This is a genomic window from Corynebacterium segmentosum (genome assembly GCF_900637825.1).
GTDB classification, from domain to species: domain Bacteria; phylum Actinomycetota; class Actinomycetes; order Mycobacteriales; family Mycobacteriaceae; genus Corynebacterium; species Corynebacterium accolens.
The window spans coordinates 1,531,528-1,555,172 of the sequence record NZ_LR134408.1 but is presented as its reverse complement, the minus strand read 5'-3'; the positions used below and the strand labels follow the sequence as shown (position 1 = coordinate 1,555,172).

Below are 23,645 nucleotides of genomic sequence, written 5' to 3'. Positions count from 1 at the left end.
CTCGTGTCTTAAAGGCTTGCTACACTATCCCAAATGCACCTGAAATCGCTGACGCTCAAAGGCTTTAAGTCATTCGCGTCGGCGACGTCTCTCAAATTTGAGCCGGGCATCTGCGCCGTCGTCGGCCCGAATGGTTCCGGTAAGTCCAACGTGGTCGATGCCCTTGCGTGGGTCATGGGAGAAGCCAGCGCGAAAACCCTGCGCGGCGGCAAGATGCAAGACGTCATCTTCGCCGGTGCGGGCGACCGCAAGCAATTGGGCAGGGCCGAGGTTACGCTCACCATCGATAATGCCGATGGTGCCCTGCCCATCGAGTACTCCGAGGTATCCGTTACCCGCCGCATGTTCCGCGATGGCGCGAGCGAATACGAAATCAACGGGGCAAAGGCCCGGTTGATGGATATCCAGGAGCTGCTTTCTGATTCCGGCATCGGCCGGGAGATGCACATCATCGTGGGGCAGGGCAAGCTTTCTGAAATCCTGGAATCGCGCCCCGAGGATCGCCGCTCCTATATCGAGGAAGCCGCAGGTGTCCTCAAACACCGCCGCCGCAAAGAAAAGGCCCAGCGCAAGCTGACGGGCATGCAGGCCAATTTGGACCGCTTGCAGGATTTGACCGATGAGCTGGGAAAACAGCTAAAACCCCTGGCGCGGCAGGCAGAGGCCGCCCAGCGCGCGGCGACGGTGCAGGCGGATGTGCGCGATGCGCGCCTGCGCCTGGCCGGAGATCGCATCGTCGGCCTGCGGCAGAAGCTTTCCGCTGCCGAGCAGACCGCGACGGTCCTATCTACCCAGGTGGAAGAAACCACGGCGCAGGTCGAAGCGGCGACCGAGCACCAAATGGAGCTGGAAACCCAGCTAGAGGAGGTCAATCCGCAAGCGGAAGCCGCCCAAAAACTGTGGTTTGATCTCTCCACCTTGTCCGAGCGCATTGCGGCGACCCAGCGCATCGCGGAGGAGCGGGCGGATAATGCCGGGTCCCAGGTCGCTTATGCCGGCCAGGATCCGGATGATTTAGAGGCCAAGGCGGCGCGCGCGGACGAGGAGCACGAGGAGCTCGTGGTGGCGGCGGAAGAAGCCGCGGAGCGGTTAGAAAGCATCCGGGAGGAAGTGGCGGAGCGTCGGCAAGCATTCGAGGCCGCCGAGCACGAACATATGGCACAGGTGCGTGCCATTGCGGATCGCCGCGAGGGCGTGGTGCGCCTTTTTGCCGCCGAGGAAAAGGCGGCGGGGCAGGTAGCCAGCGCGGAAGAGGAGTTGACGCGGCAGGAAGAGGCCGTGGCTTCGCTGCAGCGCCGCACCCAGAATGCGCAGGCAGAAGCTGCTGAGGTAGCGCAGAAGCTGGATAATTATGCCGCGGAGCGCCAGCCTTTGGAGGAGGCGCATACGCGGGCTGCCAGCGAGTCCGGTGCGGCCGATAAGCGCTTGGAGCAGCTCCGCGATGGCCAGCGCGAGCGCGAGCGCAGTGTCTATACGCTGCGGTCCCGCATCGATACACTGTCCCAGACCATCCCCGAGTCGGTCGAGGTGGGCGAAGAATTCCAGCCATTGGCCGCGTATATTTCCACCACCTATGAATCGGCGGTTGCGGCCGCGTTGGGCACCTTTGCGGAGGCGCAGGCAGGGCAGTTGACCGAGGGCTTGATTACGGATCTGGAAAAGGGCCCGCGCTCGGCGCTGCTGGATGCGGCGGCGGCAGCGCCTGCGAGCTCGTGGCGCGTCGATGCCGATCTGCCGCCGCAGACCTCCTGGTTGCTGGATCACATAACGGTCCAACCTGCGGTGTCGGCGGCGTTACACAGGCTGCTTGCCGATGTCGTCCTCGTCCCCGATATTGCCCACGGCCGGCGCCTCGTCTCCGCGGATCCGCGCCTGCGTGCCGTGACCGCCTCCGGCGTTGTCATCGGCGAAGGCTGGGTCGAGGTCGGCACCGGTTCCTCGTCTACTGTGGAGGTCACCGCCCGCATCGCGGAGGCTGAAGAAGAACTAGAGCAGGCAAATCAAGCCCTGCACGAGCTTTCCGGGACTTTGGAGGGGGCAAAGATTGCCGCCGAAGATGCCCGCGTGACGGCCGCGTCCGCCAAGGCCGCGTTGCGGGAGCACGATACCGAAGTCGATGCCTGGAAGCGCGATCATCACCGCCTGGAGAAGCAGTACGAGGCGAATAAGGCGGAGCTGGAAAAATCCGCGCAGCGCGCCACTGAGATCGAGGTGCGTCTGCAGAAAGCCAACCAGGAGCTTGCCGATGCCCGCGATAGGCTCGCCCGCGTCGACGCCGACGATCAACCAGACGAGCCCTCGTCCGCCGACAGGGACGCCGCCTCGGCCGCGCTGGAAGAGGTAAAGTCCATGGAAATGGAGGCCCAAGTCGCGGCCCGCTCGGCGCAAGAGCGTGTGGGCCAAGTTGCCGGCAAGGCCGATAGCTTGCGGCGCCAGGCCCAACACGAACGCCAGGCGAAGGCCCGCCATGAACAGGCCATGGCTCGCCGCAAGGCGCAGGGGCAATTGGCATCGGCAGTGGCGCGACACGCACAGGATTTGGCCGCGCGGGCGAACCAGCTTTTAAGTCGCGCCACCTCCGAGCGCGATGAGTTTGTACACGAGCGCAACTCCTTAAATTCCCAATTGCAGCAAGCCAAGCAGGCGGTATCGGCCGCACGCCAAAATAGCGACCGGCTAACCGCGCGGGCGCATGAAGCAGAACTGGCCCGCTCGCAGGCACAGGTGCGCCTGGATGAAGCCGAGAAAAAGATCGGCGAACAGCTGGGCATCGCCATCGCAGACCTCTTGCGCGATTTCACCCCGGGCGAAGATTTCGACCGCAGCGCCGAAAAGTCGCGGCTGCAGCAGGCAGAAAAGGATCTGAACTCGCTGGGCAAGGTCAACCCCTTGGCCTTGGAAGAATATAAGGCGCTGGAAGAGCGCTACAGCTACTTGTCCACGCAGCTCGATGACGTCATCCAAGCCCGCAAGGACCTCGCCGGGGTAATTTCGGACGTGGATAAGCAGATCCTGCAGCTCTTTACCGATGCCTGGCGGGATGTGGAAGCGGAATTTCCCAAGGTATTCAATACCCTCTTCCCGGGTGGGGAGGGCCGGTTGATCCTTACCGAGCCCGAAGACATGCTCACCACCGGCATCGAGGTCGAAGCCCGCCCGCCAGGCAAGAAGGTCAAGCGCCTATCGCTGCTTTCCGGCGGCGAGAAATCCCTTACCGCACTGGCCATGCTCGTGGCGATCTTCCGCGCGCGCCCCAGCCCGTTCTATGTCATGGATGAGGTCGAGGCAGCGCTTGATGATGTCAACCTGCGCCGGCTCATCGCCCTATTTGAGGAATTGCGGAAGGATTCCCAGCTCATCGTCATCACGCACCAAAAGCCGACCATGGATGTGGCCAATGTCCTCTATGGCGTAACCATGCGCGGCGATGGCATCACCCGGGTCATCTCCCAGCGCATGAATCCAGCCGGTCTCGCGCCGGGAGCCGAGCAAGCAAGCCAGGATGCGACGCGGCTGGGGGTTGATGCGCCGCACTCAGGTGGTACGCCGCAGTCAACGGAATAGAAGTTTTCGCCTCCCTTTTGTGCCGCAAGCCCGAAAGGCTGGCACTATAGAGGCATGAATTCTTTATGGTTATGGATCGGCATAGCAATCGTTGTCATTGTGCTGATTGTCGTCTTTATTGCAATCGGCAAAAAGCGCGGTGAATCCAAGAAGGTTTCTTTCGAGAAACCCAAGGAAGAAGAGCCCAAGCAGCTAACGCAGGAGCAAAAGTCCGGCAATTACCAGGCCAAGTCTGGCTTCAACTTTGCCCCAGCGGGCTCCAAGGAACCCGAGAAGGTAACCCAAGAAAAGCCGCAGCAGGCCCAACCACAGCAGGCTAAGCAGGAGCAGCAGCCGGCGCCTTCGGAGAAAACGGAGCCGAGCGCCACTGATATCGCGAATGCCCAGCTCAACGGTGAAGAGCCGCCAGCGGCGAAGCGACCTGAACCGGCTAAGGACAAGGAAGCTGCCTCCGAAAAGGAGGCCAAGCAGGAAGAACCGCAGACTCAAGAACCTGCGGCCGGCGAGCAGCCGAAGAAGTCCGCAGAGCCCGCGGAATCCAAGAAACCTGCAGAAGACGGCGACGTGACCAACCAGGATAAGGACACAGGAAAAGCCGACGTCGCTGGCGATGAGGCTAAGTCCGAGTCCAAATCCGAGTCTGCTTCCACTTCGGAAGCGGAGTCCAAGCCTGCCGCGGATAAGCCTGCGGCGGATAAGACTGAAGGTAAGGGCACTGCCGGTACGGCCGCTGCCGCTGCGGCCGCAGCTGGGGGAGTTGGCTCTGCCGCTTCTGCAGCCTCTGGTGACCGCCAGGAATCCGCCGCAGATGATGCGGATAAGGAACCTGCAGATCAGGCAACTGACCAATCTGATAAGCCGGATTCCGCGCAGGCTTCCACACCTGCTTCCGGTGAGGCGGAAGCAGAGGATAAAGAAGCAAAGGGCAGCGAGCAATCCGCCCCAGCTGCAGCCGAGAAACCCGCAGCAGAAGGCACAGACGATCGGCACCGCGGCGAGCCGGACCATGAAGAAAAAGACCCAGAAGACGTTGTATCCGTCGAGGCCGCCGAGGTAGAAGACGAATCGCCGGTCTTCGATGCGGTGGTAGATGATAAAGACGCTGACCACATCGAAGAACGCGTTGATAACCGCGAGGAAGCCGAAGAAGCTGCGGCTGCCGCCGATGCACAAACGGATGCTGCAGAAGCAGCCAAAGAACAAACCCCTGTGCCTGATGGCGAACCTGCTGCGGCGGGCCAGCCCACCGAAGACATCGCTCCGGCAGGCGGCCGTCTCGGCCGGCTGCGCGGTCGCCTCTCTCGTTCCCAGAACGCCATCGGCCAGGGGCTGATGGGAATTCTTTCCGCAGGTGATCTGGACGAAGACGCTTGGGAGGAAATCGAAGATACCCTCATCATGGCGGATCTGGGCACCAAGTCCACGATGAAGGTCACCGATTCTTTGCGTGACAAGATCGCTGAGCGTGGCGTGTCGAGCGAGGAAGAGGCGCGTGCGATGCTGCGTGAATGCCTCATCGAGGCCTGCCACCCAGAAATGGATCGCTCGATTCGCGCGATGCCCAATGACGGAAAGCCCGCCATTGTCATGGTCGTAGGCGTCAACGGCACCGGTAAGACCACCACCACCGGTAAGCTCGCCCGCGTCCTCGTATCGATGGATCACAGCGTCCTGTTGGGTGCGGCAGATACGTTCCGTGCTGCGGCTGCAGACCAGCTAGAAACGTGGGGACGCCGCGTGGGCGCCGAAACCGTGCGCGGCAAGGAAGGCGCAGACCCAGCCTCCGTGGCCTTTGATGCCGTGGCCACCGGCGTGGAACAGCAGGTTGATGTCGTCTTGGTCGATACGGCTGGCCGCCTGCACACCTCGACGGACCTGATGGATCAGCTGGGCAAGGTCAAGCGCGTCGTAGAAAAGAAGACCGAGGTTGATGAGGTCCTCTTGGTTCTCGATGCCACGGTGGGACAAAACGGCCTGGCACAGGCTCGCATTTTCCGCGAGGTCGTGGATATTTCCGGCGTGGTGCTCACCAAGCTGGATGGCACGGCGAAGGGCGGCATCGTCTTCCAAGTGCAAGAGGAATTGGGCGTTCCAGTCAAGCTTGTGGGCTTGGGTGAGGGTGCCGATGACCTTGCGCCATTCGAAGTTGAAGGATTCGTCGATGCCTTGTTAGGTGAGAAATAGGGTCTTCTCCCTCAACCGTTTTAGATAACTCCCCAGTACCTGGCTGCTCATAAAATGAAGTAGTCGCGGGTGCTGGGGAGTTTTTCGCGCCTATGTGCCTTGCAGGTATGTCCTGCGAGCATGGGGAGCCGTGGATTGCTGTGATCTGCATTGAGCTGGTGAGCAATGGTAATCTGATAGGGCTGTATTTAGTGATTCGGTGCGAAATTCGCACCATTCCAAGACCAAGGTTCGTGAGGCAAGTATTTCGTGACGCTACTTTTTGCTGTCCTCCTCGCAGCATTGGCAGTGATCTTGGCACCGGTGACCGTAAAGGTCATGGACCGACAGGCGGGCTATCCATTAGCCGTCCTCTTTCTCATCGCAGCGGTGCTCATTGCTAAGGATTTTTCTGCCATTGCAGCGGGGGAGGAACTCAGTTTCCAAGCCACCTGGGTACGCGATTTTATTGCACCGGGGGTTGATGTAAGTTTCGCTCTGCGTGGAGATGCATTGAGCATCTTCTTCGCCATGTTGGCTCTTGTCATTGGCGCTGTCGTGTTGACCTACTCGGCAGCGTATCTCCCGAAAAATGAGGGAAATACGAGCTTTTATACATTGATGACGGCGTTTACGCTGTCCATCTTGTTGCTGGTTCTGGCCAATGACGTTGTTGTCCTATTCCTCGCCTGGGAGCTTGTCTCCTTGGCTTCCTTCATGCTCATTGCGCGTTCTGGCTCCGGGGGAGAGGCGGGTTCACAGCGCACCTTAATCCTGACGTTCATCGGTGGCCTTACGCTATTGACGGCATTGGGCATCGCCGCAGTGACCACCGGTTCGACCACCATTTCTGAGATCCTCGCATCCTCGGTATGGGATGAGCGCCCCGGCGTGACCGCGAGCGTTGCCGTGCTCATCGCGGCTTCTGCTTTTACCAAGTCCGCTCAATTCCCATTCCACTTCTGGCTCCCAGAAGCCATGGCCGCCGCTACGCCTGTCTCGGCGTTCCTGCACGCCGCAGCCGTGGTCAAGGCGGGTATTTACCTGCTCATTCGCTTCTCCACGGTCTTCTACGATGTCGCGGTATGGAACTGGGTGCTCATCGTCGTCGGTATGGGCACGGCTGTTATGTCCGCGGTATTCGCGGTGCAAAAGACGGACCTGAAGAAGCTGACCGCTTATTCCACCGTGTCTCACCTGGGTTGGATTGTGGCCACCATCGGTGTCGGTACCCCGTTTGCTATTGGGGCAGCACTGGTGCACACCCTGGCACACGCGCTCTTTAAGTCCTCGCTGTTCATGCTCATCGGTGTCATTGACCATGAAGCGGGTTCGCGCGATATCCGTCGCCTTGGCCCGCTGTGGAATAAGATGCCGTGGACGTTTGGCTCTGTCGTCATCGGCGCCGCCTCCATGGCTGCGGTTCCTCCGCTGCTGGGCTTCGTGTCCAAGGAAGGCATGCTTACCGCCTTTGAGGATGCCCCCGTTGGCGGCGCAGGCCAAGCAATCTTGCTTGCCGTGGCGGGTATCGGTGCGTTCTTTACCTTCACCTACTCGGCAAAGATCGTCTTCGGTGCATTCTTCGATGGGCCGCGCTCTATGGACGATGTCCACGAAGCCCCAGTTGCCCTGTGGCTTCCTGCTGCGCTACCGGGCTTTATGTCCCTGCCGCTCGTCTTCGTCCTGGGTATTTTCGATGAGCCTTTGGAGCATGCCGTTGGCGCCGTGGGCATGGAAACGCATTCTCACCTTGCGGTATGGCATGGAATCAACGTGCCATTCATCATCTCGATTCTCGTGCTGGTGGCCGGTATCGCTGGTCTCTTTGCCCGCAAGAAGATGTGGCCGGCCTTCGAGGGCCGGAACTTCATGCCGCGCAGCGGCAACGAGCTCCTGCAAAGCCTGCAAGATGGCTGCGCCAAGCTCGGCCAGGTATTGGGCAAGATGTCCGATTCCCACAACCCTTCCCGTCACATCCTGCCGATCGTCATCGTGGTTATCGTGCTTGCCGGTACTACCTTGTTTGGTGAGGGTGTCGACGGCGTACCGCTGCAGCCGCGCGTCGATGGGCTCGACAACCCGTGGGACCTGCTGCCTTTGGGCATCATTGCCTTGTCCGTATTCGGGCTGGTTCGCACCAAGAACCGCCTCACCGGCGCCGTCATGATCGGCATCGCAGGTACCGGCGTTACCTTGCAGATGTTCCTCTTGGGTGCACCGGACGTCGCACTGACGCAGTTCATGGTGGAGGCCCTGTCCGTGGTCGTCATGATGATGGTGCTGCGTTACCTGCCGGAGACCTTCCAGCCGGTTACTGATAAATCCCGCAGGGTAGGCTCCATCGTTATCGCCGTATTGGCCGGTATCGCTGCCTTCCTCGGCGTGTGGGGCCTGATGGGCCGCCACGAACGCTCGGACTTGGCGCTGTGGTACCTCGACGAGGCACCGGATATCACGGGTGGCGATAACGTCGTGGCCACCATCATCGTGGAATTCCGTGCACTCGATACCTTGGGCGAGCTGTCCGTGTTGGGCATGGCCGCCGTCGTTATCGCAGCCATTACCACGACGCTGCCGCGCTTCCCGTTCAGCTCGGGTACGCGCCCGGCGCCTTTCGGTCAGTCGCAGCTGAACTCCGTGCCGCTGCGCAAGGGAATCAATATTGTCATTCCTTTGCTCATCATCATGTCCGTCATCGTGTTCTTCCGCGGGCACAATTCCTCCGGCGGTGGATTCCCAGCGGCGCTCATTATGGGTGCGGCTATTGGCTTGACCTACCTGTCCCGCGGTTCCGATGAAATTGTCTTCGGCCGGATGACCCCAGTTCACCTCACCGGAATTGGCATCATAACGGCGCTATTGGCAGGCTTTATTGGCTACTGGCACGACGGCTTTGGCAATGGTGGTTTCCTCACCGCCCTGCACGGCGAAGCCTTTGGCCAGCACTGGACGACGTCCCTCATCTTCGACCTCGGTATTTACCTGGCCGTGTTGGGCATGCTCACGATGGCCATCAACGCCTTGGGCGGCTACCTCAGGCCAGGTACCGAGCGGGACTTCCTGCCGTGGATTCATGACGATGACTCGGCCCTGCCGGCCACGCCGCGCATCGCCGTTGAGGATGCGGACGATCCGTATCCAGACCCAATCAACCCGTCGACGGATCCGCTCGCTTTGCTGAGCCCCAAAGAGGCAAAGACAAAGACAAAGCAACGTCGCCGTTCTAACGCCAACCGAGGAGGGGAGAAGTAATGATTCTCGCGTTAACTATCGCCATCCTCATCGGTGGCGCCGTCTATCTCATTCAGCAACGCGGCTTGGTCCGCATTGTCTTGGGCATGATGGCATTCGGCCACGGTGCCAACCTGACCTTGTTGGCCACTGGCGTGTACTCCTACCGAGGCGAAGCCTTTCCCTCAGAGGTACCCCACGATCAAATGGCCGATCCGCTACCGCAGGCATTCGTTCTGACGGCAGTTGTTATCTCCATGGCAACCTCGACCATCCTGTTGACCATGGCCGCGATGGGTAAAAACGATGACACCGATGTGGTGGAACCCGTCGACGACAACACCATTGACCACGCATTTTCTACCTTGGGCCGTGATGCCCAGAACCGTGCGATCTTGGAAGAGTCCGCGAATGAGCTCGATCGCATTGGCCGGGTAGACCACGACACCCCCGTGGCTGAGCGCGGGGTAAATAGGAAGAAGGAGGATGAAAAATAATGGCTGATGTTGTAGCCCAACTTCTTCCGCTTTTCCCGGGCATTCCGCTCATTGCCGCGGCTCTTGCCTTGCTGGCGCCGTGGCGCGCCGTCCGCGATGCGATCATGCTCATCATTCCCGGGGTCGGTGTCTTCGCCGGCCTGGGACTGTTGATCTACACCATGAACAATGGTGTAGTGGCGCATACCGTGGGCCTCTACGTAGGCAATGTGGGTATTCCGCTCGTTGCGGATGCCTTCTCCGCGCTGATGATCATCACCACGATGATCGTGGCCTTTGGCGCTAACTGGTTCGCCATCGTAGGCGGGGAGACGAAATCTCGTTACTATCCGTCGCTCACCCTGATCCTTATTACTGGTGTGTGCGGTGCGCTGCTGACCGCTGACCTCTTTAACTTCTTCGTGTTCATTGAGGTCATGCTGCTGCCGTCCTACGGCCTTATCACCATGTCGGGCACGTGGTCGCGCTTGGCGGCAGGACGCGCGTTCGTCCTCGTTAACCTTTTTGCCTCCACGCTGCTGGTGGTTGGTGTCGGTTATATCTATTCCGTCACCGGCTCGGTCAACCTGGCTGCCCTGCAGGGGGCCGCCGCTGGCAACGGTCCGGTGACCGTCGCCGCGGGCATTATCCTTATTGCGATTACCGCCAAGGCCGGTGTCTTCCCGGTGCAGTCTTGGCTACCGCGTACCTATCCAGGCACGTCGGCCGCGGTGATGGGCCTTTTCTCCGGCCTGCACACGAAGGTCGCCGTCTACATGCTCTACCGGCTGTACGTGCAGCTTTTCGATCTCGAGCAGCGGTGGAACGTCCTTATCATCGTCCTCATGCTGATCTCGATGATGATCGGCGCCTTTGGTGGTCTGACCGAAAAGACTATTCGCCGCGTGCTGGGTTACCAGATGCTCAACGGTATGCCGTTCATCTTGGTGATGCTGGCCTTTACCTCGGAAGACCCAAGCCGCGCTCTGGCCGCCGGTATCATGTACACGATTCACCACATGGTGACCGTTGGCTCGTTGATCCTGGCGTCCGGTGCCATCGAAGAGACCTACGGTACGGGTGACTTAACCAAGCTATCCGGCCTCGCGCGCCGCGATACCATTATCGCCTGGATTTTTGCCGCCGGTGCCTTCTCCGTGGTGGGCTTCCCGCCATTCTCCGGCATGTGGGGCAAGCTCATGATCGTCTTCGAGGTCGCCCGCAATGACGGCGCTTGGGCCTGGATTGCTATTGCCGCCATCATCATCGCTTCCTTCGCGGCATTCTTGGCGATGTTGCGCGTCTGGCGCGAAGCCTTCTGGGGACACGATTTGCCCTCGGACAAGGTTCCAGATGAGCTCATCATCCGCAAGAAGCTGATGGCGCCTTCCGCAGCGCTCATCTTGGTCTCGCTGGGCATGTTCATTTTCTCCGGCGTGGTTATTGATGCGGTGGAAACCGCAGCCGAGCAACTGCTGGACACGACGGCTTATACTGACACCATCTTGGGTGATGATTCAGCCGCACTACCTAATATCGATGACATTCAGGAGGGCCGATAAATGCATGCCGTAGCTTATGCACTCTGGCTCATCAAGGAGATTTTCGTTGCTGGGTTCACCCTGGCGATGTCAGCATTTAAGCCCGATAACGAATACCACCCGGTGATCATCCGGTATCCACTGCGCGTTACCAGCGCCTGGGAGATTTTTTGGTTCACCTCTTCCATTACCGCAACCCCTGGCACGCTGTCGTTGGGACTGCGCGAACCACCGCGCAAGGGCTTGCCCCGCATCGTGCTAGTACAAGCGGTACAGGGTTCCGATCCTGCGGCGATTGTGGCTGACTTGGCCGATATGGAAGAGCACTTGGCACCGCGCGTGAAGAGCATCGACTATGGCGTTCCTGGGCAAGGGGATACGACGGAGCTCGATGAGGCTTTCTACGAATTCCCCTTGGATACCCTGGGTCGCTATATGCGCTCGCCGGACCTCGCGCGGGCGGAGGACACTCCGCTTTCGGAGAGCCAGGCGGACGTCGAAAAGCCCAAGCACCTCGCCCGGAAAATTCAACGCAGGAAGGAGACCGACCGATGATTGATTTTGCAACATTGTCCCCATTCGGTTGGGTTGTACTAGTGTGCGTGTTCATCATGGGCGGGGCCGCCTGGTGCGGGGTGCTATTAGCGCTGCGCACCCGCGATGAACTCACCCGCGCGGTGATGTCAGACATCGTCTTTTACGGCATGATCTGCATGTACCTCGGCTGGTCAATGATCAACAATGCCCCCTTGGCCTATGACATTGCCTTGATTGGCGCCATCGCGGCCGGTATTTTGCCGACCTTGTCTATGGCCCGCATTATTTCGAAAGGTCGGCGATAAGTCATGGCTGTTTACGAGATTATTGCTTCGGTCTTGCTCATTGTGGCCACCATCCTCGTGGTGGCAACCGTGGTCTCCTTGTGGCGCGCGCCGGATGCCTTGACCCGTGCCAACCTGATGGGCCCGACCGTGGGTTTGGCGGTGCCGCTTATTATCGTCGCCAAGCTCGTGGTGGATTTTGGCCAAGATGGCTTTTCTTTGGGCCTTCTTATCAAGGGCCTCATTGCCTGCTTTGGCGTGTGGATTATCGGCTCGGTGGGCTCGTTCTACCTGGGCCGTTCCATCTATGGCGTTGCGGTTACTGACGTCAAGCACGCCAAACACAATAATGAGAAAATCCAGACCGTCTATGCAGATGAAGACGAAATCTAGGGTTGTTCTTTCCTCATGAGTAGCGCGGGTGCGTACCTTCTCCAAGGAGGTGTGCGGCCCGCGTTTCTTTTGCGCTGCCGCGGTGCTTAGCGCAGCGGGTCCTAGCTTGATTTACCGATTGCCACCGTAATTCGGGCACATTCGGAAGTTGGGCGGGGCTAGACTAGAACGCAGCATATCCGCGCCTTGCTTGGCCGCTGAACTTTACTTTTCTTCAGGAGGATTAAATGAAACTAATTACCGCCATTGTTAAACCGTTTACTCTGCCGGATATCCGGGAGGCATTAAAACAGCAGGATGTCCACGGCCTTACCGTGACCGAAAGCCAGGGCTTTGGGCAGCAGAGCGGGCACAGCGAGGTCTACCGCGGTGCGGAGTACGCCACGGACTTTGTGCCCAAGGTGAAGCTGGAGGTTTTGACCGCTGATGACCAGGTGGAAGACCTCATTGACGCCATCGTGGATGCCGCTTATACCGGCAAGATTGGCGATGGCAAGATTTGGATTACCCCGGTAGAAGACGTCATCCGCATCCGCACCGGGGAGCGCGGCGAGACCGCTCTGTAATTACAGATGGTGGCAGCATCCGCTCTTCGCAGCGAGGCTTATGCAGCGGCGGTGCGCATACTCCAGGGTTTGGACCTGCCGCCGCACACGGCGCTAGCAGCAACCGGCTCTGTGGCCCGGCAGGAGATGACTCCCTATTCCGATATTGATGTCATCCTGATTTTCCCGGAGGACCACGAGCCAGACCCCAGCCAGGTAGAAAAATTGTGGTACCCGGTGTGGGATGCCAAGTATCGGCTGGACTTCGCCCTGCGCACCCCGCAGGAGTGCGCGGAGATTGCCCTGCAGGATGCCTCGGCTGGCTTCGCTCAATTGGATCTGACGTATATCGCAGGCGATAAGCCGCTTGTCGATGACGCCCGTCAGCGCCTCCTGCACGCGTGGCGGCGGCAGCTGCAGCGGGGCTTTGATAGCTTCGTCGATATCGCCATCGCCCGGTGGAACCGCTCCGGCGCCGTCGCCACCATGACCAACCCAGACTTAAAAAACGGGCGTGGGGGATTGCGCGATATTCAGCTCCTGCGCGCTTTAGCCCTGGGCAACCTATGTGATCTGCCCGCGCTGGAGGAAGAGCGGCGGCTGCTACTCGATGCCCGGACCCTGCTGCACGTCAAGGCTCGCCGCCACCGCGATATTTTGGATCCGGACTTTGCCGCAGATGTTGCTGATGAATTGGGCTTTAGCAGCCGCTATGAGCTCACCGCGGCGTTGGTTACTGCGGCCTCTGCGGTCGACGAGGCGGTAGAGCGTAGCTTGGCCACAGCCCGCGGCGTTTTGGGTAGCCGCAGCGCTGGTCCGGCGCAGGGGCGAGACCGCGTGCGACGTCCCCTCGACGTGGACGTCGTGGCCGATGGCGCCGTTATCTCCCTGGCCCGCACACCCAATTGTGAAGATCCATGGTTATTGACCCGCGTTGCGGCGGCCGCGGCGCGCACGGGCTATTCCGTATCGCTAGCGACGTGGCGAGCGCTGCAGGAATTACCGCCCCCACCGCAGCGGTGGCCGCGGGCGGCCGTGGATGACTTTTTCGCCATTTTGTCTTCGCCGTCTCATACCCCACGGGTAATTGCGGAGCTGGATCGCTATGGGCTGTGGGAGCGTTTAGTCCCAGAATGGGGTCATGTGCGTGGATTGCTGCCAAGAGAGCGCAGCCACATGCATTCAGTGGACTACCACCTCGTCGCCACCGTCACGCGCTGCGCTGAGGTGCGGACCTCAGTGGCGCGCCCGGATCTTCTCCTCTTGGCCGCGTTGTACCACGATTTAGGCAAGGGGCATGATCGCCCGCACGAGCAAGTAGGAGCAGAGATGGTGGCGCGGCAGGCCGCGCGCATGCGGTTTAACCTTGCAGATATCTCCCGCGTGCAAACCGTGGTGGCAGAGCATACGAGCCTGGCGCGATTGGCGGCGACGATGGATCCGCGCTCGGATGCCGCGCGCGATGCCCTATTAAACGCCTGCCATTATGACCAATTGACCATTTCGCTGCTTGCGACCTTATCCAAGGCGGATGCCTTATCGACGGGCCCTGGCGTGTGGTCTGCTCGCACCGCACAGGCGCAGGCCCTTATCGTCGCTCGCGCTTTGGAAGCGAATAAGCCTCGCATAGTCACCCGCCCTTTAGTTCGCGTTCCGCAGGACGAGCATGGAGTAGGGCTTGCGGTTGATTGGCAGGAGGAAGTGGTCACAGTGACCTGGTCCGGCGCCAATAAGGCAGAGTTTAAGCGCATTTTTGCGTTGATATCTGCCCTGGGGTGGACCATCGTGCGGGCCAATTTCGTGCGCGGTGATGCTGGTGACTATCAGGCGGAATTTGTCATCCGCACCGTGCAAAAGACGCTGAGAGAGGCCGCGGAACCGGACCGGTTTATCCAGTCCTATAATTCGCGGACATATACCGAGCTTCCTGAGATCGCAGGTGAGCCCACGACGGCGGCGTTTAACGTGGGCGGAATCTTAGAGATTCGCACCGTGGAGAGGATAGGCGCGTTGGGCTATCTGGTGGAGGCTTTGCCGGAGTTTATGTGGCTGCGCCATGAGATCCTGGGTGCCACGATGATTGTGCACGTTTTCTTTGGCGCTTCGGTTTCTCGCGCCCAGGTGGTGGGGAATGTGACCAGGGCCCTGGCTAGGGACTAAGATTGAATAATTGAACTTTAGATCGATCTAATTTAAGGGAGCGCATCCGTAGTGTTTGACTCACTATCAGACCGCCTACAGTCAGCCCTGGCGGGCCTGCGCGGCAAGGGCAAATTAACTGAGGCGGATATCAACGCCACGACTCGTGAGATTCGTTTGGCATTGCTGGAAGCTGACGTTTCTCTGACGGTGGTGCGCGGGTTTATCAAGCGCATCAAGGAACGCGCCCGCGGCGCGGAAGTCTCTGAGGCGCTCAACCCCGCCCAACAGGTGGTCAAGATCGTCAATGAGGAACTCATTGAGATCCTTGGCGGCGAAACCCGCCGGTTGAACTTGGCCAAGAATCCTCCGACCGTCATCATGCTGGCCGGTCTGCAGGGTGCTGGTAAAACCACCCTGGCCGGTAAATTGGCCAAGCACCTCACGAAGCAGGGGCACACCCCCATGCTCGTGGCCTGTGACTTGCAGCGCCCAGGCGCTGTGCAGCAGCTGCAGATCGTCGGCGAGCGCGCGGAGGTACCAACCTTCGCCCCGGACCCAGGTACCTCCCTGGATTCCAATGACCACGAGATGGGTACCTCGCACGGGGACCCGGTGGACGTCGCCAAGCGCGGTATTGCTGAGGCAAAGCAGAAGCAGCACGATGTGGTCATCATCGATACCGCCGGCCGCTTGGGTATTGATGAAACCTTGATGACGCAGGCGCGCAATATCCGCGATGCCGTCAACCCGGATGAAGTCCTCTTCGTCATCGATTCCATGATTGGTCAAGACGCCGTGCAAACGGCGGAGGCCTTCCGCGATGGCGTGGACTTTACCGGCGTGGTTCTCACGAAGCTGGATGGTGACGCCCGCGGTGGTGCAGCGCTGTCCATTCGTGAGGTCACCGGCAAACCAATTTTGTATGCCTCTACCGGTGAGAAGCTCGATGATTTCGATGTCTTCCACCCAGAGCGCATGTCCAGCCGCATCCTGGGCATGGGTGACCTGCTCTCCCTGATTGAGCAGGCGGAAGCCACCTTGGACCACCAGAAGGCCGAGGAAGCAGCCTCCAAGCTGGGCTCCGGCGAGCTCACGCTGAATGACTTCCTTGATCAGATGCTGATGATCCGCAAGATGGGTCCGATTGGCAACCTGCTGAAGATGATGCCTGGCGGCAAGCAGATGAATGAGATGGCCGCCATGGTGGATGAAAAGCAGCTGGATCGCATCCAGGCGATCATCCGCGGTATGACCCCAGAAGAACGCGAGAACCCAAAGATTCTGAACGCGTCGCGCCGCAAGCGCATCGCCAATGGTTCCGGTGTGAGCGTGTCCGAGGTCAACCAGCTCATCGAGCGCTTCAACCAGGCCAAGAAGATGATGTCCAAGATGGCCGGCCAATTTGGTATGGGCGGTGGCGGACGTTCTGCCACCAAGAAGAAGCCCAAGGGCCGCAAGGGCAAAAACGGCAAGCGCAAGAAGGGCAAGGGCGGCGGTGGCAACCGCGGCCCCAAGATGCCGGGCGGTATGCCGGGCATGGGCGGCGGTATGCCGTCGATGGAAGAGCTACAGCAGCTGCAGCAGCAAATGGGCGGCGCCGGTGGCCTTGGCGGTGGAAAGATCCCCGGCATGCCCAAGATGCCCAAAGGCATGGAAAATATCGACCTCGATAACCTCAACTTTGGCAAGGGCAAGAAGTAGCCGCGCAGAGTCATAAATAAAAGGTGGCCCCATTACTTCGCAGGTAATGGGGCCACCTTTGTGCGTGCCATCGCGGGGGAGCGTTTACACCGGATCGTTTTCCGGGGTATTGGGGTACGGCACCGGGTTGGCGCGCCGCGTGCCACCGGTGGTGGGGGCAGCCGGCGATTCCTCTAGCGCTGCCTCTGCCTCTTCGGGGGAGATTTCTGGCGCCTCTTGCTGGACTTTTTCGCCGTTCAAGAAGGGCGTAAGGGCTTCTCGGATCATCGGTATCGCGGAATCCGCGAAGGCATTGGTGATGTGGTGCATATCGCGGTAGACCATGGTGTTGCCAATGACCACCGGGCAATCGCCGTTAGCATCGCAGAACCACGGCGCGGTATCGAGGGACAGCATGTTCTCGTACTGCGATAGGACTACGGCACCTGGATCATAGGGCTGGTAGACCTGCTCGAATCGCATGCCACAGCCCACAGCATCCTCGTTGGCTACGTAGCACTCATCGAATTCGCGCGGCTCCCCGTCTTCATCGAATCCCCACGGGTTATCGCGGAAGCCCAGGAAGGGGATATCGCGCTTGGATAGTTCTTCCCAGAAGGCTTGGTAACCGGCGGGCACCGCATCGGGGCCATGCCCATATTCGTTTTGCGGGCGGGTGGTATTGGAAATAACCAGCGCTGGGTGGGCCTCGGCAATGCGGTCCATGACCAGCTCGCCCCACTCTGCGCACTCGGGGCTGACCGTGACGTCATCGCCAAGCTCGATTGGGCAGCCTTGGCGCAGGAGGGGGACGAGTTTAAAGCCCATCTCGCGGCCCAAGTGGTCGAGGGCGGAGGAGTATTGTTCCGCGTGGGATCCTCCCACCAAATAGACTTCTTTTTCGGAATTGGTATCGCCGAAAATGCACGGCGTCTTGCCGTCCCTGCGCGTTTCAAAGAAGAAATCGGCGGGCTGGCTATCGGGAACAAAGCACCAGTTTGCGGCGACCGGCGGCTGGATGCCCCCGGCCACGATGGGATCAGGTTTGATCTCTACGCCATCTGGTGGGGTGATGTCATTAATGAACGTGGTGGCGCCCGGATATTGCTTGGGGTTGAGAATCTCCGCATCGGCGATATTCAGCGTGCGCAGCCACAGCGGCTGAATGAGAAGCAGTGCGGTGACACAGCTGGCGACCACGACACCGCCGATGGCCCGACCGGCCCCGGCACGGGTGGACAGGCCGGAGATTGCCTTGTGGGCTGGAAGGTCCTCTGCCAAGGGGCGCTTGCGGTGCTGGCGCAAGGGGCGCTCGATGAGGCGGTGCGTGGCATCGGCAAGCAGCAGGGAGATGGCAATGATAATGATGCCCAGCCACCACGACGGGGTCTGCTGACCCAAGTACGAGGTGGACAAAATGAGCAGCGGCCAGTGCCAGAGGTATAGCGGATAGGCGACATCGCCTAGCCAACGCGCCTTTCCAGAAGCCATGGCCTTGGAGATCTTTCCGCCACCGCCCAAGATGATGAGCACGGCACCACCCAAAGGCAATAGCGATAGCGGTCCTGGGTAGGCGGTGGTCTCTGCGATGATGGCGCCGGTAAAGACCAACATGAAAAGGCCGAGGCCGGTAAATAGGTCATAAAAACGGGCCGGAATCTTCCAGGCGGAGCCGTAAATAGCAAGTACCGCGCCGAGGGTCAGCTCCCAGGCGCGCGACCACGTGGAGTAGTAGTTTTCCGGCGTTCCGTGCAGCCCATGGCGCGAGGCATAGGCAAAGGAAGCGATGGTCACCACGATGAGAATGGGACCGGCAATCTGGTTGACCGTGGGGAAGCGGCTGGTGCGCAGCGAGGACTCCTGCGGGCGCAGTTTCATTATCGCGGCCAGAATGAGGGCGAAAGCAATGCCCATCAGGTAAAACTGGCCCTGCACGGACATCGACCACATATGCTGCAGCGGGGAAGTATCGGCGGCGGCCGCGGTGTAGTCGGCATTTTGGCGGGCCAGCTCCCAGTTCTGGTAGTACAGCATGGTTGCCGTGATTTGCTGGGTAAATTCAGTGCGCATGAGCTGCGGGGTGAAAAGGCGCACCAAGATATACGTCACACCGATGACTAAAACGAGGCTTGGCACCAAGCGGCGCAACGTGCGCCAGATTGGCCACCAGGGGTTCAAAGATGCGTTGGGCTTGCCGGCATAGCGCAGCTGCGAGCCTAAGAAGAAGTAACCGGAAAGCAGTAAGAAGACATCCACGCCGCCAGAGACACGACCGACAAAGACGTGGTAGATAACTACGAGGCCAATTGCGATACCGCGCAGACCGTCGAGGTCATAGCGATATCGAAAGTTGCGTGGGGAATCTGTTGTCATAAAACGTCATTTCGTGCGCTTGTCCGTGGGAGGCACAAACGCGGCGTACTTTTAAGCCTTCAGGGTCAAAGGATTGCATTCGGCTCATAAGGGTACTCTTTAAAGGTCTCGGAAGCATAACGAGCCCAGGCTAAGCGTAGGGAAGCGGAGATTTTAAAATACTGCCTGCACACGCTAAAATGGTTCAGGTTATCGCAGCGGTGCGAATTGCTGCTGATAATGAGACGTTTCATTCTGCGTAACACCGTTCCCGTCTACGGTCGGCCGGTACGTCACGCGCAGATAAAATCCAAGGGTTGAACCGGCGCGCTAAAAGGCGCGTGTCTGAACTGCCCAGTGACTAGAAAAGGAGCCATCATGGCTGTCAAAATTAAACTGCAGCGCGTAGGTAAGATCCGCGCCGCTGAATACCGCGTAGTTATCGCTGATGCTCGTACCCGCCGCAGCGGCAAGGTCATCGAGAACATCGGCATCTACCACCCGAAGGAAGAGCCTTCCCTCATCAAGATCGACTCCGAGCGCGCACAGCACTGGTTGTCCGTTGGTGCACAGCCCACCGAGCCGGTCTTGGCACTGCTGAAGGTCACCGGTGACTGGCAGAAGCACAAGGGCCTGCCGGGCGCAGAGGGCACCCTGAAGGTTGCTGAGGAGAAGAAGTCCAAGCTGGACCTCTTCAACGAGGCATTGGCTGAGGCTAATAACGGCCCAACCATCGAGGCCATCACCGAAAAGAAGAAGGCCAAGGAAGAAGCAAAGAAGAAGAAGGAAGCTGAAGAGGCTGCTGCAGCTGAGGCTGCCGCTGCTGCTGCCGGCGAAGCAGACGCTGAAGCAGAAGCTTCTGAGGAGTCCGCAGAGTAATCTGCTCGGGTTTCTAGCGCCCTCTACCAATAAGAGGGCGCTTGCATAAACTTCATCCCCCACCTGCCATCGTTGCATTGACATACGGTGGCGAGTGGGGGACTTTGCGCGCTTGGCCAGCGCGCGGCCGCCGCAGGCTAGTGCCTAATGCTCCCCATCGTGTGGGCGCAGTTCGGGGTAATTGCCATATACATCGTTCGGATCTTCAAAGTCCATTCCGCGCAGGCTGCCTGCGACGACGGGCTTGAAAAGCTTATAGATTTCCTCCCGCGGCAGCTTGGACAGGGGGCCGTCAATGGCAAGCACGGTAAACCCGTGGACGGCGGACCAGGACAGCAAGCTATTGTGCAGGAAGTATTCTTTCTTGGGCGTTTGGCCTAGGGCCTGCGCATGGCGCGCCAAGAGATCGAAGTAGCGCTGAATCAGGTTCAGGTGTTCGCTTTTTGGATCATCGGGGGTTGACGGGTCCACGCCGAGCATAAAGCGCAGCGCCTTCCACTCCAGCATGCAGCGGAAGAAATTCGTTTCATCCAGGGCGAAGTCGAGGTAGGCAAAACCTATCTGCACGAGGTGATCGGGGAAGGCAAGGTCACCAGCTTCATTGGTGGTGCGGTGCAGGCGGCGCACGAGCTCATCGGTGGCGAGCTCGGCCACCTTATCGTGTAGCTCTTCCTGGTCCTTAAAGTGCCGGTAAGCGGACGTAGGGGACACTCCTGCCGCGCGGGTGACGGCGCGGATGGTAATAGCCTCAGGACCTTTTTCTTTGCCTAATTGCACGGCGATGCGCAGCAGCTCGTCGTGGAGGTTTCCGTGGTGATAAGGCTTGTTATGAGACTGCGTTGTATCCAAAATCTGTCCTAACCGTGTGTGTATTTCAATTAGCCCGTAAGCATCGTTAAAAGTATCAGTGCAGGCTGCGCGTCCGCCTGTTGTGCGGGCGAATCCGAATCCATCTCCGGCAGGGGCGCGGCAACGCTATGTACTGTATAAGCCGGCAAGTGCACCATATTACCCGGGGATAGGGTGACCGTTTTCTCCCCGCAGGTGAACTTCACCTCGCCGCGTATGGCCTGCACGGTGATCGGGTGGGCGGCTTTGTGGTCCGGCAAGGTTTGCCCCGGTGCGAAGCTAAAAAGGATGAGGTTGGCGCGCTCACCGTTCAAGACCCGCTTGACCCCAGGGCGCTTGCGCTCAGGATCGGTGGCAGGCGCCAAGGCTACGAGGTCAAGGTCAATCAAGGGCGAGTGCGGTGCCTCCTGATGTGCACCGCGTGGCTCGGAAGCAGGGTTGGGTGAGTCGTTCATGCCACAAGCCTAATCCTTGGCGGCGGGATTGTGGGGAACGCGGCAGGAGATAAAGGCAACGGGGTGCATGCGGTAAACTTTGCGCCATGGAATTGATGATTGGGCGCGTCATTAAGTCGCACGGTATCAAGGGAGAAGTGGTGGTAGAACCCACCACCGATGAGCCTGAGGTGCGCTTTGCAGTGGGAGAAAAACTGCAGGGAAGGCAGGGCCGCAAGGAACACGAGTTGACCATCTCTGCGGTGCGCAGCCACAAGGGCAGGCTTTTGGTGACGTGCAAGGAAATTGCCGATCGCACCCAAGCGGATAGCCTGCGCGGCACCCAATTTTTCGCCGCCCCGTTAGAAGATGATGACGAGGGCTTTTATGATCATGAGCTCGAAGGTTTGCGCGTTATCCGCGACGGGGAAGATATCGGCGCTGTGGTTTCCGTCGTGCACGGGCCTAGCCAAGACCTCTTGGAGGTTGAGCTGGCTTCGGGCAGCTCCGCCTTGGTTCCCTTTGTCCATGCCATCGTCCCAGAGGTCGATGTGGAAGCCGGCACGTGCACCATCCAACCCCCGGAAGGGCTGTTGGACCTATGAGGCTCGATGTCGTGACCATCTTTCCGGAATACCTGCAGCCGCTGCGCCACGCCCTTTTGGGCAAGGCCATCGAGCAGGGCCGCCTTGAGGTGGGCGTGCACGATCTGCGGCAGTGGGCCACGGATGCGCATAAATCGGTCGATGACTCGCCCTTTGGCGGCGGCCCAGGAATGGTTATGAAGCCTGAGGTATGGGGCCCTGCGCTTGACGATGTCGCACTCGGGACCACCGCGCCCACCCTCGAGTCCTCGCTACCGCACCTCAACCGCCCGCGCCACGATGAAGTAGAAGGCGTCGAAGCTCGGGCCTATGGCGCCGATGCGGCGCACGAGGAGCACGAGGACGCCAGTGAGGATGGCGATCTCCCGCTGCTGCTGGTGCCCACCCCGGCTGGGGCGCCGTTTACCCAAGCGGATGCGCGGGCATGGTCTACCGAGGAGCATATTGTTTTTGCCTGTGGGCGTTACGAGGGCATCGACCAGCGCGTGGTTGAAGATGCAAAGAAGCGCTACCGCGTTCGGGAGGTATCCATCGGGGATTATGTGCTCATTGGTGGGGAGGTCGCCGTATTGGTGATTGCAGAAGCCGTCGTCCGCCTTATCCCCGGGGTATTGGGCAATAAGCGCTCGCATGAGGAGGATTCCTTTTCTGATGGCCTGTTAGAGGGACCGAGCTATACCAAGCCGCGGGAGTGGCGCGGGCTTGCGGTGCCGGAGGTCCTGACCTCTGGAAACCATGGGCTGGTAGATAGGTGGCGCAGGGAACAAGCATTGGAGCGCACCTGGCAGCGCCGCCCCGAGTTATTGGAACACGTGGAATTGAGCAAAGCGGACAAGGCATATCTAGCGCACGTGCGCGAGCGTGAATCTGAAGGAGAGTCACAGTAGTGCAGGTCAGCGTGGATCTTTCTGTGCTGATGACCCAGGAAGAATGGGAAGGATGCCAGGAAGATATGCCGCAGAAATTACGCGATGCAGGTTTTACGCCGGTAAATATTTTTGCCACCGTGGTTGCTCCATCGGCGCCGAAAGATAGCCCATTGGCTCAAGAATATGCCTTCAGCAATGGAACCGCGGCGGAAGGAACGCCGCTGTGGCGGGTCATCGTCAATGGCGATACCACAGCAGCCCTGCCTTCCGTCGCGCCGGTGGTTGCTGAGTGCCTACCGCCCACCGCGGCGTGGTTGGGGAGCACGGAAATTGGCCATACCGAATTCGCGTGGTCGGCCGAGCCCGTATGGAGCGCAGAATCCTCCGAAGAAATTTAAGAAAAGCTCTCTAGAAAAACGTGTATCGATGCTGGGTAGTGCTACTGTAAGTGCAGCATTTACTCGCATTTTTTACTTGCTCTCCAAGGATCTCTCGCATGACTTCTCCCAATGGAAATGACTTTGGCGGATACAACCAACAGCCGCAGTACAACCAGTACCCCGCGTATTCCCAGCCGCAACAGAGCCGCGGCGGGAATGGGGCCATGATTGCGGCGATCATTTTGGGAGTTGTGGCGCTATTGGCCGTTGCTGCTGCCGCATTCTTTTTCGTGCAGGGAAATGGCAATAAGTCCAGCGCCACCGCGCAGGAAAGCCAATTCCAGCAAAAGGTTGACTCCACCAAGGTCGATGCCAAGGAAGACGGGAAGTCTGGCAGTGAAGCTACCGTGACCAAGACCGAACAGGCTCCCGCGCCCGCACCAGCACAGGCGGCTGCAAGCAGCGGCAATGGGCACTCGTGGGGCGATTACACAAGCTATTACGCGGCCACGAGCAAAACCTCAGAGGCCTTTGCCAAAAACGTCTACAACACTTTCATGAATAACTGGGTGGCCGGCGGCGGAACGGATGCCACCTTGAGCGTTTATTCTCCTACTACCGGTGGTACCTATACGATGTACTGCTCCGGCAGCTCCTCGCGGGTAAGCTGCACCGGCGGCGATCGGGCCGAGGTAGTCATCCACTAAATCGGGGCGTCTTT

Annotated in this window: 19 protein-coding genes; 16 read left to right on the top strand and 3 right to left on the bottom strand. The window is 59.6% G+C overall.

Annotation, left to right across the window (positions count from 1 at the left end):
• Positions 1-33 precede the first annotated feature (33 nt).
• The 11 genes from smc to ffh all read left to right on the top strand — a co-directional run bounded on the left by smc (position 34) and on the right by ffh (position 16,577).
• Positions 34-3,564, top strand: coding sequence for a chromosome segregation protein SMC (gene smc, locus EL217_RS07435; protein ID WP_126319327.1), 3,531 nt, complete (start codon positions 34-36; stop codon positions 3,562-3,564).
• 54 nt (positions 3,565-3,618) lie between these two features.
• Positions 3,619-5,748: a signal recognition particle-docking protein FtsY gene (ftsY, locus tag EL217_RS07430; RefSeq protein WP_126319325.1), complete on the top strand. Its 2,130-nt coding sequence runs from the start codon at positions 3,619-3,621 to the stop codon at positions 5,746-5,748.
• Positions 5,749-5,997: 249 nt separating this feature from the next.
• Positions 5,998-8,979 carry a DUF4040 family protein gene (locus EL217_RS07425; RefSeq protein WP_126319323.1) on the top strand — a complete coding sequence of 994 codons (2,982 nt, stop codon included), beginning with the start codon at positions 5,998-6,000 and terminating at the stop codon, positions 8,977-8,979.
• The gene (locus tag EL217_RS07420) at positions 8,979-9,455 is read left to right on the top strand and encodes a sodium:proton antiporter (RefSeq protein ID WP_005278605.1); all 477 of its coding nucleotides are present in this window, start codon (positions 8,979-8,981) and stop codon (positions 9,453-9,455) included. The genes EL217_RS07425 and EL217_RS07420 overlap by 1 nt, the downstream gene beginning before the upstream one ends.
• Positions 9,455-10,996 (top strand): monovalent cation/H+ antiporter subunit D family protein, encoded by a 1,542-nt coding sequence (locus tag EL217_RS07415; RefSeq protein ID WP_126319321.1) that lies wholly within the window; start codon positions 9,455-9,457, stop codon positions 10,994-10,996. The genes EL217_RS07420 and EL217_RS07415 overlap by 1 nt, the downstream gene beginning before the upstream one ends.
• Complete coding sequence (locus tag EL217_RS07410) at positions 10,997-11,530, top strand: monovalent cation/H+ antiporter subunit E (protein ID WP_005278609.1); 534 nt, start codon at positions 10,997-10,999, stop codon at positions 11,528-11,530.
• Positions 11,527-11,817: a cation:proton antiporter gene (locus EL217_RS07405; RefSeq protein ID WP_005278611.1), complete on the top strand. Its 291-nt coding sequence runs from the start codon at positions 11,527-11,529 to the stop codon at positions 11,815-11,817. Before EL217_RS07410 ends, EL217_RS07405 begins: the two co-directional genes overlap by 4 nt.
• A 3-nt stretch (positions 11,818-11,820) precedes the next feature.
• Positions 11,821-12,189 (top strand): Na+/H+ antiporter subunit G, encoded by a 369-nt coding sequence (locus EL217_RS07400; protein ID WP_126319319.1) that lies wholly within the window; start codon positions 11,821-11,823, stop codon positions 12,187-12,189.
• A gap of 227 nt (positions 12,190-12,416) precedes the next feature.
• A complete protein-coding gene (locus EL217_RS07395) occupies positions 12,417-12,755 on the top strand; it encodes a P-II family nitrogen regulator (protein ID WP_005278617.1) in 339 nt (112 codons plus the stop codon).
• A gap of 6 nt (positions 12,756-12,761) precedes the next feature.
• Complete coding sequence (locus EL217_RS07390; RefSeq protein ID WP_126319317.1) at positions 12,762-14,894, top strand: [protein-PII] uridylyltransferase; 2,133 nt, start codon at positions 12,762-12,764, stop codon at positions 14,892-14,894.
• A gap of 51 nt (positions 14,895-14,945) precedes the next feature.
• The gene (gene ffh, locus EL217_RS07385; protein WP_126319315.1) at positions 14,946-16,577 is read left to right on the top strand and encodes a signal recognition particle protein; all 1,632 of its coding nucleotides are present in this window, start codon (positions 14,946-14,948) and stop codon (positions 16,575-16,577) included.
• Between the two features lie 84 nt (positions 16,578-16,661).
• Here the strand turns inward: ffh and EL217_RS07380 are convergent, their stop codons facing one another.
• Positions 16,662-18,929, bottom strand: a complete 2,268-nt coding sequence (locus EL217_RS07380; protein ID WP_126319313.1) for an acyltransferase family protein — start codon at positions 18,927-18,929, stop codon at positions 16,662-16,664.
• A 357-nt stretch (positions 18,930-19,286) separates the two neighbouring features.
• On the opposite strand from EL217_RS07380, the gene rpsP reads away from it, so the two are divergent.
• Positions 19,287-19,787 carry a 30S ribosomal protein S16 gene (gene rpsP / locus EL217_RS07375; protein ID WP_005283672.1) on the top strand — a complete coding sequence of 167 codons (501 nt, stop codon included), beginning with the start codon at positions 19,287-19,289 and terminating at the stop codon, positions 19,785-19,787.
• Positions 19,788-19,931: 144 nt separating this feature from the next.
• Here rpsP and EL217_RS07370 read toward each other — a convergent pair whose 3' ends face one another.
• Positions 19,932-20,636 carry a TetR/AcrR family transcriptional regulator gene (locus EL217_RS07370; protein WP_005283669.1) on the bottom strand — a complete coding sequence of 235 codons (705 nt, stop codon included), beginning with the start codon at positions 20,634-20,636 and terminating at the stop codon, positions 19,932-19,934.
• A gap of 29 nt (positions 20,637-20,665) precedes the next feature.
• Positions 20,666-21,091 (bottom strand): cupin domain-containing protein, encoded by a 426-nt coding sequence (locus EL217_RS07365; protein WP_126319311.1) that lies wholly within the window; start codon positions 21,089-21,091, stop codon positions 20,666-20,668.
• Between the two features lie 86 nt (positions 21,092-21,177).
• Here EL217_RS07365 and rimM point away from each other — a divergent pair, with 86 nt between their 5' ends.
• The 4 genes from rimM to EL217_RS07345 all read left to right on the top strand — a co-directional run bounded on the left by rimM (position 21,178) and on the right by EL217_RS07345 (position 23,631).
• On the top strand, positions 21,178-21,675 hold the full coding sequence (gene rimM, locus EL217_RS07360) for a ribosome maturation factor RimM (RefSeq protein ID WP_005283666.1): 498 nt from the start codon (positions 21,178-21,180) through the stop codon (positions 21,673-21,675).
• Positions 21,672-22,562, top strand: coding sequence for a tRNA (guanosine(37)-N1)-methyltransferase TrmD (gene trmD / locus EL217_RS07355; protein ID WP_005283663.1), 891 nt, complete (start codon positions 21,672-21,674; stop codon positions 22,560-22,562). The genes rimM and trmD overlap by 4 nt, the downstream gene beginning before the upstream one ends.
• The gene (locus EL217_RS07350) at positions 22,562-22,942 is read left to right on the top strand and encodes a hypothetical protein (RefSeq protein WP_005283661.1); all 381 of its coding nucleotides are present in this window, start codon (positions 22,562-22,564) and stop codon (positions 22,940-22,942) included. Before trmD ends, EL217_RS07350 begins: the two co-directional genes overlap by 1 nt.
• A gap of 98 nt (positions 22,943-23,040) precedes the next feature.
• Positions 23,041-23,631: a hypothetical protein gene (locus tag EL217_RS07345; protein ID WP_023030548.1), complete on the top strand. Its 591-nt coding sequence runs from the start codon at positions 23,041-23,043 to the stop codon at positions 23,629-23,631.
• Positions 23,632-23,645: the final 14 nt, after the last annotated feature.